This window comes from Stenotrophomonas sp. SORGH_AS_0321, assembly GCF_031453215.1.
GTDB lineage: Bacteria > Pseudomonadota > Gammaproteobacteria > Xanthomonadales > Xanthomonadaceae > Stenotrophomonas > Stenotrophomonas chelatiphaga.
On sequence record NZ_JAVIZG010000001.1, the window covers coordinates 3,291,714 to 3,305,538 of the forward strand.

General features: G+C 69.1%; 13 protein-coding genes and 1 pseudogene. 7 read left to right on the plus strand and 7 right to left on the minus strand.

Annotated features, from left to right (window positions below; genetic code table 11):
• Positions 1-3 precede the first annotated feature (3 nt).
• Genes ispE through QE373_RS14885 form a run of 3 tightly spaced genes read right to left on the minus strand, consistent with a single transcriptional unit; the run spans position 4 to position 3,214 of the window.
• Complete coding sequence (gene ispE, locus QE373_RS14875; RefSeq protein WP_309687890.1) at positions 4-876, minus strand: 4-(cytidine 5'-diphospho)-2-C-methyl-D-erythritol kinase; 873 nt, start codon at positions 874-876, stop codon at positions 4-6.
• On the minus strand, positions 873-1,529 hold the full coding sequence (gene lolB / locus QE373_RS14880; RefSeq protein WP_309687892.1) for a lipoprotein insertase outer membrane protein LolB: 657 nt from the start codon (positions 1,527-1,529) through the stop codon (positions 873-875). The genes ispE and lolB overlap by 4 nt, the downstream gene beginning before the upstream one ends.
• Positions 1,526-3,214: a tetratricopeptide repeat protein gene (locus QE373_RS14885; RefSeq protein WP_309687894.1), complete on the minus strand. Its 1,689-nt coding sequence runs from the start codon at positions 3,212-3,214 to the stop codon at positions 1,526-1,528. The genes lolB and QE373_RS14885 overlap by 4 nt, the downstream gene beginning before the upstream one ends.
• Before the next feature lie 63 nt (positions 3,215-3,277).
• On the opposite strand from QE373_RS14885, the gene hemA reads away from it, so the two are divergent.
• From hemA to ppk2, 4 genes are read left to right on the plus strand one after another with little or no spacing between them, the layout of a single operon-like run.
• The gene (hemA, locus tag QE373_RS14890; RefSeq protein WP_057508127.1) at positions 3,278-4,561 is read left to right on the plus strand and encodes a glutamyl-tRNA reductase; all 1,284 of its coding nucleotides are present in this window, start codon (positions 3,278-3,280) and stop codon (positions 4,559-4,561) included.
• A complete protein-coding gene (prfA, locus tag QE373_RS14895) occupies positions 4,539-5,624 on the plus strand; it encodes a peptide chain release factor 1 (protein WP_309687897.1) in 1,086 nt (361 codons plus the stop codon). The genes hemA and prfA overlap by 23 nt, the downstream gene beginning before the upstream one ends.
• Positions 5,624-7,327 (plus strand): tetratricopeptide repeat protein, encoded by a 1,704-nt coding sequence (locus tag QE373_RS14900; protein WP_309687899.1) that lies wholly within the window; start codon positions 5,624-5,626, stop codon positions 7,325-7,327. The genes prfA and QE373_RS14900 overlap by 1 nt, the downstream gene beginning before the upstream one ends.
• A gap of 46 nt (positions 7,328-7,373) precedes the next feature.
• Positions 7,374-8,153: a polyphosphate kinase 2 gene (gene ppk2, locus QE373_RS14905; protein WP_309687901.1), complete on the plus strand. Its 780-nt coding sequence runs from the start codon at positions 7,374-7,376 to the stop codon at positions 8,151-8,153.
• Between the two features lie 69 nt (positions 8,154-8,222).
• Here ppk2 and QE373_RS14910 read toward each other — a convergent pair whose 3' ends face one another.
• Both QE373_RS14910 and QE373_RS14915 read right to left on the minus strand, forming a co-directional pair.
• Positions 8,223-8,819, minus strand: a complete 597-nt coding sequence (locus tag QE373_RS14910) for a TlpA disulfide reductase family protein (protein WP_309687906.1) — start codon at positions 8,817-8,819, stop codon at positions 8,223-8,225.
• Positions 8,816-10,090 (minus strand): YihY family inner membrane protein, encoded by a 1,275-nt coding sequence (locus QE373_RS14915; RefSeq protein WP_309687908.1) that lies wholly within the window; start codon positions 10,088-10,090, stop codon positions 8,816-8,818. The genes QE373_RS14910 and QE373_RS14915 overlap by 4 nt, the downstream gene beginning before the upstream one ends.
• Positions 10,091-10,167: 77 nt before the next feature.
• Between QE373_RS14915 and wrbA the strand changes: the two genes are divergently transcribed.
• From wrbA to QE373_RS14930, 3 genes are all read left to right on the plus strand, one after another.
• On the plus strand, positions 10,168-10,758 hold the full coding sequence (gene wrbA, locus QE373_RS14920; protein WP_057508135.1) for an NAD(P)H:quinone oxidoreductase: 591 nt from the start codon (positions 10,168-10,170) through the stop codon (positions 10,756-10,758).
• Positions 10,758-11,096 (plus strand): DUF2069 domain-containing protein, encoded by a 339-nt coding sequence (locus QE373_RS14925; RefSeq protein WP_309687913.1) that lies wholly within the window; start codon positions 10,758-10,760, stop codon positions 11,094-11,096. The genes wrbA and QE373_RS14925 overlap by 1 nt, the downstream gene beginning before the upstream one ends.
• 76 nt (positions 11,097-11,172) lie before the next feature.
• The gene (locus QE373_RS14930) at positions 11,173-11,658 is read left to right on the plus strand and encodes an asparaginase domain-containing protein (RefSeq protein ID WP_057508134.1); all 486 of its coding nucleotides are present in this window, start codon (positions 11,173-11,175) and stop codon (positions 11,656-11,658) included.
• 69 nt (positions 11,659-11,727) lie between these two features.
• Here the strand turns inward: QE373_RS14930 and QE373_RS14935 are convergent.
• Both QE373_RS14935 and QE373_RS14940 read right to left on the minus strand, forming a co-directional pair.
• Positions 11,728-13,086 (minus strand): annotated as a pseudogene (locus tag QE373_RS14935) (S8 family peptidase); the annotation flags it as partial.
• Between the two features lie 156 nt (positions 13,087-13,242).
• Positions 13,243-13,755 carry a PPC domain-containing protein gene (locus tag QE373_RS14940; protein ID WP_309687917.1) on the minus strand — a complete coding sequence of 171 codons (513 nt, stop codon included), beginning with the start codon at positions 13,753-13,755 and terminating at the stop codon, positions 13,243-13,245.
• Positions 13,756-13,825 lie beyond the last annotated feature (70 nt).

Here is a 13,825-nt window from a genome sequence, read left to right on the forward strand (position 1 = left end):
GAATCAGTTACGCTCGAGTGCATCCAGCAGTGGTGACCGGCCAACGCCCGCCACCACCCACGCCCGCAACTCCTTGGACAACTCCGCCCTGCCCGCCTGCGCAGCCAGCTGCGAAGGGAACTCGACGAAGCACCCACTTCCCGATCCTGTCAGCCGCGCCGTGCCGATGTTGCTCAACGCAGCAAGCACGGCCTCAACGGCAGGCTCGCGGCGGCGCAGCACCGGCTCGAACGCATTGCCGGACAGGTATCCGGAAACGAAGTCCTCTATTTTCGCCATTGGACTGTCGCGCGTCAAATCCGGATCTGCAAAAAGGGCCGGCGTGGGCACGTGGACCCCCGGATCGGCGATCACATACCACGCCGGTGGCAGGTCGATGGGGGTCAGCTGCTCGCCGATGCCTTCGGCCCAGGCGTTGTGTCCGCGCACGAAAACCGGCACGTCCGCCCCCAGCTGCAGGCCCAGCGCGGCCAGCGCATCCGGGTCCAGCCCGGTGCGCCACAGCCGGTTCAAGGCCACCAGCACGGTCGCCGCATCGGACGATCCGCCGCCAAAGCCGCCACCGGCTGGGACGTGCTTTTCGACGACGATATCGACGCCTTGGTCGGTTTTCGTGGCTTTTTTGAGCGCAACTGCCGCCCTTACCGCCAAGTCATCAGCCTCGGCGACACCGGGAAGCGACGCCCCTTGGCGACGTATCTGCCCATCCTGGCGCAGCCGCAGGCCGATCCGGTCACCCCAGTCCAGCAGCCGGAACACGGTCTGCAGCTGGTGATACCCATCGGCGCGGCGGCCGGTGATATGAAGGAACAGGTTCAGCTTCGCCGGCGCCGGCCACCAGGACCAGCCATCGGCGTCATCACACGACGGATTCATGGGTTGGCCGCGCCCCACTGGTCGACCACCAGCCGCACCTTGGCGTCGCCCTTGCTGGCTTCGATGCGCCGCGGCAGCGACTGCCGGCCGTCCTGCGCGGGGTACCAGTCCAGGTAATCCACCTGCCATCCGGCCTGCCGCAGCTGGCGCGGACGCCCTTCGGCGTCACGCTGCAGGGCGGCTTCGCCGCTGCCTTCCAGCACCAGTCCGCGGGTCCAGTCGGGCAGCTGGTTGACCGGGATGTCCCAGCCGGTCGCCTCGAGCAGCACGGCCTGCGCATCCGCACCCTCGCGCGGGCCACCGTCCAACCCTTCCAGCCGGCCGCTGCCCTGCATGGCGTCGCCCTGCAGGCGCCAGCTCTGCCGGGTCACCGGGGCGCTCAGCTGCACCTGGTAGGCACTGCCCTGCTGCCCCCAGTCGATCCGGCCGCTGCCGCCGTTCTTTCCCTTGCTGACCGCCACCCGCCCCTGGAACGACCAGTCCGGCTGTGAACGCAGCGCCTGCACGCGTGCCGCTTCGGCACGTTCGGCGGCCGGCGAAACGGTATAGGCCACGTCCGGCACCGGCGTCTTCTGCGAGCCGACCGACGTACAGGCGGCCAGCGCCACCGTGGCCGCGGCCAACAGCAGCGGCCGGGTCATTGAATGCATCATGGTTTCAGGGTCTCGCGGACGCGCTGCAGCGCGCGGTTGTCAGGGTCCAGCCTGGCGGCCTCGTCGAAGTAACGGCGCGCCTCGTCCTGCCGGCCGCTCACCCACAGCACTTCGCCCAGGTGCACGGCGATCTCGGCATCCTTGGCCAGCCCGTAGGCACGACGCAGCTGCACCAGCGCCTCTTCGTTGCGCCCCAGCCGATACAGCACCCAGCCATGGCTGTCGATGATGGCCGGGTTGTCCGGCTCGGCCACGCGGGCGCGGTCGATCAGCTCCAGCGCCTCCTGGTAGCGGTGGGTGCGGTCGGCCAGGGTGTAGCCCAAGGCATTCAACGCGGCGACGTTTTCAGGCTCGGTGACCAGCACCTTGCGCAGGTCGGCCTCCGCACGCGGGATGTCATCGCGGCGCTCCCAGGCCAGCGCGCGGGCGTACAGCAGCGCGTTTTCATCGGGATACGCGGCCAGCCCACGGGCCAGCGCGTCCAGCTCGCCGGCCTCGTCGCCGGCGCGCAGGCGCAGCTCGGCTTCCAGCAGGTAGGCGTCGCGGCGGGCTTCTTCGGCCAGCACCGCATCGGACTGCACGGCGCGCACCTCTTCCAGCGCCTTGGCCTGGTTGCCGAGCAGGCCCTGCGCGTTGGCCGCGCGCAGCCGGGCTTCGCTCAGTTCCTCGCCCCCGGGCACGCTGTGGTACCAGTCCACCGCCTCCTGGTAGCGCTTGAGGTATTCGGCGATCTTGCCCAGCAGCAGGCGCTGCGCCGGATCAGGCTTGCTGGCCACACGCGACAGCTCGGTGTACAGCGCGGTCAGCGCGGTGGCGTCATCCTGCTTGGCCAACAGCGATGCGCGCATGCCGTAGGTCTGGGTGTCCTGCGGTCCGCTGGACAGCACGCGCTCGGCAGCCACCGCCTCGTTCATGCTGTCGTAGGCAATGGCCACCGCATTGCGCAGGTCGACGCTGGTGCGGGTCTGCGGCTCCAGTGCCTGCAGCACGGTCACCGCTTCAGCGGTGTGTCCGGTCTGCTGCAGCTGGCTGGCACGCAGCAGCGCCACGCGCGGGTCCTGCGGGAAGCGGCGCACCACCTGGTCCACCATGCGCTGGGCCAGTTCCGGCTTGTCCATGCGCATCGCCAGCCGGCCGAACTCCTGCCAGACCTCGATCCGGTTGGGGATCGCATCGGCCTCGACAAGGGCTTCCAGCACCTGCGCCGGCACTCCCGGGTCGCGCCCACCACCGACCAGCGCGGCCAGGCTGAAGCGCCAGCCCTCTTCGCCGGGTGCGGCCAGCAGCGCCTTCAGTTCGGCTTCCGCCACCTCGGGCTTGCCCTGCCGCATCGCCAGCGCCGCCGCGGCGCTGCGCATCGCCAGCGAACGCGGTGCGCGTTGCTGCCACAGGGCCAGCGCCTGCGCGGCACGCGCATCATCATTGGCCAGCATGGCGATCCGGGTGGCACGTTCGGCCAGCCCGGCATCCCCTTCACTGGCCTGCGCGGCCAGCAGGTACTGCGCCGCCGAGTCGGGCAATCTGCCCGCCTGCAGGGCGAATTCGCCCACCAGCGCAGGCTCCAGCGAAGGCTCCTGGGCACGTTCGGCCTGGTCCAGCACGCGGGCGATGGAGGGGGCTGCCAGCGCTTCGCCCGCCATCAGGCTGAGCAGCAGAACACTGGAGATGCGAATCAATGCGGGCATCGACGGCATTGGGGCCTTAAAATGTGTGCCTATGGCCAGCAGCTTATCGCAAGCAACTGAACAATGACCCTGTGGGTGCTCGGACTGAATCACCAGACCGCACCGGTGGACCTGCGCGAACGCGCGGCCTTCGCCGGTGAGGCGTTGCCGCGCGCGCTCGGTTCGCTGCGTGACACCCCGCAGATCGCCGAGGCAGTGCTGCTGTCCACCTGCAACCGTACCGAACTGTATGCGGTGGCCGACTCCGAAGCCGCCCTGAACCAGTGGCTGCAGGGCCAGGCCGGTGACCTGCAGGGCTACCTGTACCAGCATGCCGACGCCGATGCGGTGCGCCACCTGTTCCGGGTCGCCACCGGGCTGGATTCGATGGTGCTGGGCGAACCGCAGATCCTGGGCCAGGTGAAGGACGCCTGGTCGGTGGCGCGCGAACACGGCCTGCTCGGCCAGCGCCTGGACCGGCTGTTCCAGCAGACCTTCTCGGTGGCCAAGCGCGCCCGCACCGATACCCAGGTCGGCGCCAATCCGGTCTCGGTGGCTTCTGCCGCCGTGCGGCTGGCGCAGAACTCGTTCGCGCGGCTGGACGATTCCACCGTGCTGCTGGTCGGCGCCGGGGAGACCATCGAACTGGCCGCGCGCCACCTCAGCGATGGCAAGGTGCGCCGCCTGCTGATCGCCAACCGCACCTTGGCCCATGCCCAGGACCTGGCCAGCCGGCACGGCGGGGTGGCCTTGCCGCTGGCCGAGCTGGACCGCCATCTTGCCGAAGCGGACATCGTGTTCTCCGCCACCGCCGCGCGCGAGCCGGTGATCCACCGCGACGCGGTGGCCGCGGCGCTGCGTGCCCGCCGGCACAAGCCGATGCTGCTGTTCGACCTGGCCGTGCCGCGTGACATCGAAGCCAGCGTGGCCACCCTCGCCGATGCCTTCCTGTACACCGTGGACGACCTGGAACGGGCGGTGGAAGACAACCGCCGCGGGCGGCGCGAGGCCGCTGCTGAAGCCGAAGCCATCATCGAGCTGCAGGTCGCCCGTTTCGTGGAGACCCAGCAGGCGGGCGCGCACCATGCGCCGCTGAAGCAGCTGCGCGCGTTCGGCGAAACCACCCGCGCGGAAATGCTGGAACGGGCGCGGGCGCAGCTGGCCAACGGCAAGCCGGCCGACGAAGTACTGGAGCTGCTCGCCCATGGCCTGACCAACCGCCTGCTGCACCCGCCCACCGCCGCCCTGCGCGCCGCCGCGCTGACCGGCGATGCCGACCTGACCCGCGCCGCCGAGCGCCTGTTCCCGGCGCAGCCGGGATACCACCATCCTGCCGTGAGACCTGATGACGCCGACCCTGCGCCGTAAGCTTGAAGCGCTGGCCGAGCGCCGCGAAGAACTCGAACGCCTGCTTTCCGACCCCAGAGTGGTGGCCGACAACAAGCGCTTCCGCGATCTTTCGCGCGAATTCGCGCAGCTGGAACCGGTGGCTACCGCGCTGGCCGAAGAGCGCCGCGCCAAGGACGACCTTGCCGCCGCCGAGGCGATGCGCGCCGACCCGGACCTGCGTGAGCTGGCCGACGAAGAAGTGGACGCCGCGCAGGCACGCCTGGCGCAGCTGGACCATGACCTGGCGCTGCTGCTGGTGCCGCGCGACCCGCGTGATGAGGGCAACCTGTTCCTGGAAGTGCGCGCCGGCACCGGCGGCGACGAAGCGGCGATCTTCGCCGGCGACCTGTTCCGCATGTATGCCCGCTACGCCGAACGCCAGGGCTGGAAGGTGGAAGTCGAATCGGACAGCCCCGGCGAACACGGCGGCTACAAGGAAGTGGTGGCCCGGGTGGTCGGGCGCGGCGCGTTCTCGCGGCTGAAGTTCGAATCCGGCACGCACCGCGTGCAGCGGGTGCCGGCGACCGAATCGCAGGGCCGCATCCATACCTCGGCGGCGACGGTGGCGATCATCCCCGAAGCCGATGAAATCGACGAGGTACAGATCAATCCGGCCGACCTGCGGGTGGATACGTTCCGCTCCTCCGGCGCCGGTGGCCAGCACGTCAACAAAACCGAATCGGCCATCCGCATCACCCATGTCCCGACCGGTGTGGTGGTGGAATGCCAGACCGAACGCAGCCAGCATGCCAACCGCGACAAGGCGATGAAGCGCCTGAAAGCGCAGCTGCTGGATGCCGAGCGTTCGCGCCAGGATGCAGCGCAGGCCGAATCGCGACGCCTGCAGGTCGGCAGTGGCGACCGCAGCCAGCGCATCCGCACCTACAGCTTTCCGCAGGGCCGCATCACCGACCACCGCGTGGAGGGACTAACGCTGTATGACCTGCCCAACGTGATGGCCGGCGACATGGATGCCTTGCTGCAGCGGCTTTCGCAGGAACACCAGGCCGACGCCCTGGCCCAGCTGGCCGCGTCCCCCTGATGCAGCCGGCCAGCCAGCGCCAGCAGCTGCAGCAGGCGGTCCTCCGCCAGCCGGCGGACTTCATCGCCTGGGTGATGCTGGCCGATGCCGAACTGGAAGCCGGCGACCTGGCAGCCGGTGAACAGGCCGCGCGGCGTGCCCTGCAGCTGCGTCCGCGGCATCCCGAAGCGCTGGCCCGGCTGGGCCGGGTGGCGTGGATGGCCGGCGCGCACGGCGATGCCGCCCAGCTGCTTGGCGAGGCCGCGGCCGGCGCGCCGCAGCACCCTGGCATTGCATTGTGGCTGGGCCACGCGCTGGAAGATGCCGGCGATGCCGAAGGCGCGGCGGATGCATACCGACGCGCCCACGCGCTGCTGCCCGACGAGCCCTACATCGCCGCGCAGCGGCTGGCCTGGCAGCGCCGCCTGTGCGACTGGCAGGACATCGATGCGCTGTCGCGGCAGGTCCGCGATGCCGTGGCCAGCGGCCGCGGCGCGGTGGAACCGTTTGCCTTCCTCAGCGAAGACGCCAGTGCCGCCGAACAGCTGGCCTGTGCGCGGCTGCGCGCGGCGCAGTTCAGCGGCGTGCGGCCGCTGCCGCCAACCGCGGTGCGGCAACGCGGCCCGCTGCGGATCGGCCTGCTTTCCAATGGCTTCGGCGCGCACCCCACCGGCCTGCTGACCGTGGCGGTGTTCGAACAGCTGCGGCAGGACCCGGCGCTGGATATCCATCTGTTTGCGCTCAACCGCTACGATGGCAGCCCCATCCGGCAGCGCCTGTCCGCCGCTACCCGCCTGCATGAGGTGGCCGGCCTGCGGCATGCCGACGTGGCGGCACGTATCCGCACCGAAGGCATCGACGTGCTGTTCGACCTGCGCGGCTGGGGTGGCGGCGGTGCGCCGGAAGTGCTGGCGCTGCGCCCGGCGCCGCTGCAGGTCAACTGGCTTGCGTATCCGGGCACGTCCGGTGCGCCGTGGATGGATGTGGTGCTGGCCGACGCGTTCGTGCTGCCGGCCGCGCTGGACGCACACTTCAGCGAACGCGTGCTGCGCCTGCCGCGTGCCTTCCAGCCTTCGGACAACACCCGCCTGCTGCAGCCGGCACCGGCGCGCGCCGCCTGCGGCCTGCCGGAGCACGGCGTGGTGTTCTGCTGTTTCAACAACAGCTACAAATTGAATCCGCGCAGCGTGGCGCGTGCCTTGCAGGTGCTGCAGGGCGTGCCCGGCAGCGTGCTGTGGCTGCTGTCCGGGCCGGGCCGCGCCGATGCCCGCCTGCGCGATGCGGCGCGCGCGGCCGGGGTGGATCCGGCGCGGCTGGTGTTCATGGCCAAGCTGCCGCATGCGCAGTACCTGGCCCGCTATGCACTGGCCGACCTGTTCCTGGATACCCATCCGTACAACGCGCACACCACTGCATCGGATGCGCTGTGGGCCGGCTGCCCGGTCCTGACCTGCCCCGGCGACACCTTCGCCGCGCGCGTGGCCGGCAGCCTGAACCACCACCTCGGCCTGCACGCGATGAACGTGGCCGACGATGCCGCTTTCATCGCCCGCGCCACCGCACTGGGCAATGACCCCGCCGCGCTGGCGCTGCTGCGCGCGCAGCTGGCCGAGGCACGCGCCGGCAGCGGCCTGTTCGACATGCGCGGCTTCGCCGCCGACCTGTCCCGGCTGCTGCAGCAGCTGGCCGGCGAACACGGCTGGCACGGCGCGCACACCGCCTGAACCGCGCACGCGGCACACTGCGGCTTCCACCTGACCGGAGTCGCAGATGGCAAAGCTCAAGCGCAAGGCCTACGAGGCCTTGCTGGAACCGATGCAGCTGGAACTGGCCACCATGGCGCGCTGGGTGCAGCTGACCGGCCAGCGCGTGCTGGTGCTGTTCGAAGGGCGCGATACCGCGGGCAAGGGCGGTGCCATCCAGGCCATCAGCCAGCACCTCAACCCACGCCAATGCCGGGTGGTCGCACTGCCCAAGCCGACCGACCGTGAAGCCACCCAGTGGTACTTCCAGCGCTACGCCAGCCACCTGCCCGCCGCCGGCGAGATCGTGCTGATGGACCGCAGCTGGTACAACCGCGCCGGCGTGGAACAGGTGATGGGCTACTGCACCGATGCGCAGTACCGGCAGTTCCTGCAGCAGGCACCGGTGTTCGAACAGCTGCTGGTGGACGACGGCATCCTGCTGTTCAAGTACTGGCTGGCGGTGGACCAGGCGCAGCAGGAGGAACGTTTCGCAGAGCGCCATGCTGATCCGCTGAAGGGCTGGAAGCTGTCACCGGTGGACCTGCAGTCGCGCGACAAGTACGAGGCCTACACCCAGGCCCGCGAAGCCATGCTGGAGGCCACCCACCGTCCCGGTGCGCCGTGGACGCTGGTGGACTTCAACGACCAGCGCACGGGACGGCTGACCCTGGTGCGCAACCTGCTCGACCGGCTGCCCGATACCCATGTCGACGAGGCGCTGCCGAAGCTGCCGAAGCTGAAAGGCAAGCTGCACCGCGAGCACTACGCGCTGCTGGAACCGATCGATGCGTTCCCGATCGACTGAGCCAGCGCTTCGGGGGCAGGTGCCTTCTGCGCTGCAGAAGAAACCTGGCCCCTGGCCTGCTGGCTGGTCTCAGGACTTGCTGCTGGCGATACGCGCTTCGATGTCCGCCGCCGTGACCGGGCCGACGAACGAGTGCACCACCTTGCCCTGCGGGTCCACCAGGTGGGTCAGCGGCAGGCCGCGCGGGGTGGCGAAGTCGGACGGCGGATCGTACGGGTCGACGATGGCGATCGGATAGGTCACCGGCCGCTCCTTCAGGAACGCCTGCATGTCGGCCGGTTCGATCTCTTCATAGGCCAGGCCGACCACTTCGATCTCGCTGCGCATCGCGTGCAGCGCCGACAGTTCCGGCATCTCCTTGCGGCACGGGGCGCACCAGGTGGCCCAGAAGTTCACCACCACCCATTTGCCGCGGTGCGCGGCCAGGTCATAGTCGGCGCCGTCGACGGTCTTGACCTTCAGCGTCGGGAACTCGGCGGTGACCCGCTCGGCGGCGGCGGCACCATCGGCTGCGCCCAGCGCGGCATCCGGATCGGCGGCAGGCGCCGGCGGGGTCGCATCGGTCGCCGGCGGGGTGGCGGCCGGCGCGTTCGCAGCAGGCTCGGCGGCCGGCTTGCAGGCGGCCAGCAGCACGGACAGGGTGACGACCAACAACGTGCATCTCATCGGGGCGTATCTCCGGGGGGATAGATGTCGCTGACGCGACGCTTGAGTTTCTCACGCAGTGGCAGGCGCAGTTCGTCCAGCGCCGCCAGCGCGGCCTGGCCCAGGCTGTCCTGGCGATACGGCAGGTGCTGTTCGGCCACCGGGATGCGCAGCTGGGTCGATTCGTACAGGTCACCCAAGGTCAGCTGTTCCAGGTCCCGTGCCAGCATCCACTCGCCGCTCTCCACGCGACGCACCAGCGCGATGCGCTCCATGTCGCACAGCAGCTGCTGCAGCAGCGAGTCGGTCATCATCGGCTCGTGCTGCAGGATTTCGTCTTCGTCCAGTGCCTTGCCCAGCACGCGCGCCTGCTGGAAGCGCCCGAGCAGGCGCAGCAACGCATAGAACTCGTAGCCCTGCGGCAGTCGCAGTTCCACCGGCTGGTAGCGGAAGGCGGCCATCGAAGAAGCCAGCGAGGCGCCCAGCAGCACCGCCACCCAGCACAGGTAGATCCACAGCAGCAGGATCGGCACGAACGCCACGGTGCCATACAGCTTCTGGTACGACTGGAAGCTGCCCAGGTAGGCACCAATGCCCCACTTCACCAGTTCCAGCAGGATCGCCGCCAGGATCGCACCGGGCACGGCATGCTTCCATTTGACCGTGTGGTGCGGCACCACGCGGTACACCAGCGTGATGCAGACGAACTCGATCAGCACCGGCGCCAGCCGCAGCGAAAAGTCCGCCAGCCACTGCCCTTCCTGGGTACCGAACAAGGGCAGCGCGAAGACCCGCGCCGACACCGCCAGCGAGGCGGCGGCCAGCATCGCGCCCAGGGTCAGCACGGTCCAGTAGACCAGGAAACGGGTCAGCTTGGGCCGCGACGATCCCACCCGCCAGATCTGGTTGAAGGTCTCTTCCACGCTGTTGAGCGTGATCAGCAGCGAGATCACCAGCGCGATGAAGCCCGCAGCGGTGAGCTGCCCGGCACTGGCGCTGAACTGCCGCAGGTAGCCTTCGGCCGCGCGCGCCGCGCTGGGCACGAAGTTGGAGAACACGTAGTCGCTGAGCTGGTCGCTCCAGCGGTCGAACACCGGGAAGGCGGACAGCACGCCGAACACCACGATCGCCAGCGGTACCAGCGCGAACACGGTGGTGTAGGCCAGCGCGGCAGCGGCCTGGAACAGGCGGTCATCAAGAAAGCGCCGCCACAGGAAACGGCCGAAGCTTGCCGCGCGCGGACGGTCGCGCGCGCGCTCCATCCATAGATTGATCGTGTTCAACGGTTCCATCGGCGCAAGGGTACCCGATGCAGGATGGCCGCAGGATAGCCATACTGGCGTCTCCTGGACGAGAAAGCGGGTTGGTGATGGGCGAAATCCTGGTGCTCTACTACAGCCGCGGCGGTTCGGTGGCGCGGCTGGCGCGGCAGATCGCGCGGGGCATCGGCGAGGTCCCCGGCATGGGCGCGCGCCTGCGCAGCGTGCCCGCCGTGGCCGCCGTCACCCAAACCGCGCGTCCGCCGGTCCCCGATGAAGGCGCGCCGTATGTCAGCGTGGAAGACCTGGCCGAGTGCGACGGGCTGTTGCTCGGCAGCCCTACCCGTTTCGGCAACATGGCCGCCCCGATGAAGCACTTCCTGGATGGCCTGGGCGCGGAATGGGTCAATGGCACCCTCGCCGGCAAGCCGGCCGCGGTATTCACCTCCACTGCCTCGATGCATGGCGGCCAGGAATCGACCCTGCTGTCCATGCAGCTGCCGCTGCTGCACCATGGCTGCCTGATCGTCGGCATTCCCTTCACCGAAGCCGCGCTGAGCCATACCACCAGCGGCGGCACACCGTACGGTGCCAGCCATGTCGCCGGTGCCAACGATGATCCACAGCCCAGCGAGGACGAAGCCACGCTGGCGCGCGCGCTCGGCCGTCGGGTCGCCGATATCGCACGGCGGCTGGCCTGATGGCACCGGGCGCGCGCAGCGTGCTGCTGCTCGCCCTGCTGGGGCTGGCCGCACTGTACGCCGGCTGGTTCCTCAATGATCGCCATTGGCTGGCCACCCAGCTGGTGTTCACGGCCCCGCCGCTGGCGCTGGCGATTGCACTGCGGATGGGCTGGCGCAAGGCCGGGTTCTGGGCCTGCGTGCTGGCGCTGGGCTGGTTCAGCCATGGCGTGATGAGCGCCTGGAGCGATGCCGGGACCCGCCTGCTGGCCTGGCTGGGGATCGGCCTGTCGCTGGTGGTGATCTTTGCCGGCAGCCTGCCCGGCCTGCGCGCCCGTTTCAGCCGAAAGCAACGCTGACGCCCCCACCGGGGGCCGGTATCATCTGCGTTCCTGTTCCTGCAGCGCCGTTCCAGGCTCCGAAGACATGCCCATGATGGAAGACCTCCTGATCGTCACCACCGGTGGCACGATCGACAAGATCTACTTCGACGACAAATCGGACTACCAGATCGGTGACCCGCAGATCGGCATGATCCTGCGCGAACTCGGCGTGACCTTCCGCTTCAACGTCATTCCGATCCTGCGCAAGGATTCGCTGCATATCAGCGATGACGACCGCGAGCTGATCCGCGCCACCATCGCCGCCCAGCCGACCCGCCACGTGCTGGTCACCCACGGCACCGACTCGATGGTGGCCACCGGCAAGGTGCTGTCGACCATCCCCGACAAGACCATCGTGATGACCGGCGCGTTGAGCCCGGCCCGCTTCCGCGGATCCGATGCGGAGTTCAACATCGGCTGCGCCATCGGCGCGGTGCAGTCGCTGCCGGCCGGTGTGTACATCGCGATGAACGGACGCATCTGGGACCCGCAGAGCGTGCGCAAGAACGTGGCCGAAAACCGCTTCGAAGCGGCCTGAGACCGATCAGGAGCCACCCCTCCCGGGCGGCTCCTGCGCGACATCACCTCACTGGGATGCCGCCACTTCGATGGACCGGACCACCGCGGCATCGGCATCTGCCATGCCTGCGCCGCAGCCCTGCGGGCAACCGACCAGCAACGGTCGCGCGGTCTCTTTCAGGATCTCGGTGACCTGGGCCGGGGTGAGGCGGCCATCGACAGCCGACTGCATCAACGCGACCACGCCGGCCACGTGCGGGGCCGCCATCGAGGTGCCGTTGTAGGCGGCATAGGCAGGCGCACCCGGCGTGGTGCGGCCGCTGTTGAGCGTTGAAAGGATGTTCTCGCCGGGCGCCGCCAGGGTGATTGCCCTGCCGTAGTTGGAGAAGCCGGCGCGTGCGCCACGCGAGGTCGTGGCCGCTACCGCCACCACCCCACGGCAGTTCGCCGGGCTGAACCGTGAGACATCGGCGTTGCTGTTTCCCGCCGCGACGACCACCGTTGCACCGTTGCGGATCGCGCCGTCCACGGCGGCCTGTGATGCGCGATCGCAGGCTCCCTGCCCGCCCAGCGACAGGTTCAGCACTTTGGCGGGATTTGCATTGCGCGGAATGCCCCTGACGGTGCCACCCGCGGCCCACATCATGCCGTCGGCGATGTCCGAGGTGTAACCGCCGCCCTTGCCGAGGACGCGGACATGCACCAGTTTGGCGTTGAAGGCCGTTCCGGCAACCCCCTGCCCATTATTCGTGGCCGCGGCAACGGTACCGGCCACGTGGGTGCCATGCCAGCTGGAGGGTCGGCCCCACTGGCTGTCGCCGACGTCATCCGGGTTGTCATCCCGACCATTGCCGTCGCCGGCCATGCTGCCGTTGCTGATGAAGTCGTATCCCGGAAGCGTGTTGGCATCCAGCTCCGGATGACGGGTACGGCCGGTGTCGATGATCGCCACCACCTGCCCGGCGCCGGTGGCCTTGTCCCAGGCCGACCGCACGTTGAGTGATGCGGCGCTGCTGGAGAAGCCCCACTGTTCGTTCAAGCGCGGATCGTCGGGGTCCAGCGCCGGCTTCAGGATGCGATCCACCTGCACGTGGTCCACGTCTGGATCACTCGCCATGGCCGCCATCCAGGCACCGGCCTGCGCGCGGTCCAGCGCTTTTCCCGCGCGCACCACCATCGGCCCGGTGGCCATCTGGCGCAGCACCTGCATGCCGCCGGTTGCCATGCGCAGACCGGATCCGGCACGGACCAGTGCCGCCTGCATCGCGCCTTCATCCTCGCCCAGCGCGCTCCCTTCACGCAGGTGGACGATGAACTGCTGATGGGTGTCCGACTGTACCAAGCCGGAAAGATCTACGTCGCCGGCATGGGCCGGTGCGCTGTACATCGCCACCAGCACGCAGGCAATGGCAGGTGACAGGAACGTTTTCTGGCAGGACATTTTCATCTGGAGTCTCCTCTGGTTTTGTGGCCAGTCGATCGTGTGCTTGTCCAGCTACGGCAGATATCGGCCATTTACCCACCTGCTCCCTCCCACACATCGCGCAGGCATGGAGGAAATCTCTTCAGCCCGGTCCGACGGCGAGGATGTTGGGGCGCTGCGCTACTCGGCCTTGGCCTTGACCATCAGTCCGCTGTAATCGGTGATCGCCTTGATCCGTATGTGCCAGGTTCCAGAGCCTGGCCAGACACGCACGCAGGTCTTGCTGTTGCCGGTGCCCTGGGGACGGCAGTTGTATTCGGTGTCGGTGGGCCGGAGCGCGTGGCGGGTGTACAGGTCAACGTCGCCGGATCCTTCGCCGATCTGCACCACCAGCATGTTGCTGCCCGCCGGCACGTTGAAGGTGTACCAGCGCTCGCTCCCGGCGCGACCAGTCAGCCCGCGGACCGGTACGTCGTCTGCAGTTCCGCCGAACCCGGATCCGAACCCGGACCGGTATCTCCCGCCGCTGCCCTGGCGACCACGACGCCCGCATCGACAAGTCCCGCGCCGCAGCCGCCCGGACAGGTCCCGGGCAACGGCCGCGCGGTGCTTCGCAGCAAGCGTCCACCTGGCCTGGCAGCAACGCTTTGGGCGCCTGCGACGCCGCCCATCATCGGGAAAAGCCGGGGGCACACCGAGGCAGATTCTGTTGATGGGCTCGCCATGACGCCCGACGGCAGGCAACCGCCATGGCCAGGCCGAT

Coding starts and splice junctions, on each gene's coding strand:
- ppk2 (WP_309687901.1), top strand. CDS start 7,374: ATGGCAAAGCTCAAGCGCAAGGCCTACGAGGCCTTGCTGGAACCGATG.
- ispE (WP_309687890.1), bottom strand. CDS start 876: ATGAATCCGTCGTGTGATGACGCCGATGGCTGGTCCTGGTGGCCGGCG.
- prfA (WP_309687897.1), top strand. CDS start 4,539: ATGACGCCGACCCTGCGCCGTAAGCTTGAAGCGCTGGCCGAGCGCCGC.
- lolB (WP_309687892.1), bottom strand. CDS start 1,529: ATGATGCATTCAATGACCCGGCCGCTGCTGTTGGCCGCGGCCACGGTG.
- QE373_RS14885 (WP_309687894.1), bottom strand. CDS start 3,214: ATGCCCGCATTGATTCGCATCTCCAGTGTTCTGCTGCTCAGCCTGATG.
- QE373_RS14915 (WP_309687908.1), bottom strand. CDS start 10,090: ATGGAACCGTTGAACACGATCAATCTATGGATGGAGCGCGCGCGCGAC.
- QE373_RS14910 (WP_309687906.1), bottom strand. CDS start 8,819: ATGAGATGCACGTTGTTGGTCGTCACCCTGTCCGTGCTGCTGGCCGCC.
- QE373_RS14925 (WP_309687913.1), top strand. CDS start 10,758: ATGGCACCGGGCGCGCGCAGCGTGCTGCTGCTCGCCCTGCTGGGGCTG.
- QE373_RS14930 (WP_057508134.1), top strand. CDS start 11,173: ATGGAAGACCTCCTGATCGTCACCACCGGTGGCACGATCGACAAGATC.
- QE373_RS14900 (WP_309687899.1), top strand. CDS start 5,624: ATGCAGCCGGCCAGCCAGCGCCAGCAGCTGCAGCAGGCGGTCCTCCGC.
- wrbA (WP_057508135.1), top strand. CDS start 10,168: ATGGGCGAAATCCTGGTGCTCTACTACAGCCGCGGCGGTTCGGTGGCG.
- hemA (WP_057508127.1), top strand. CDS start 3,278: ATGACCCTGTGGGTGCTCGGACTGAATCACCAGACCGCACCGGTGGAC.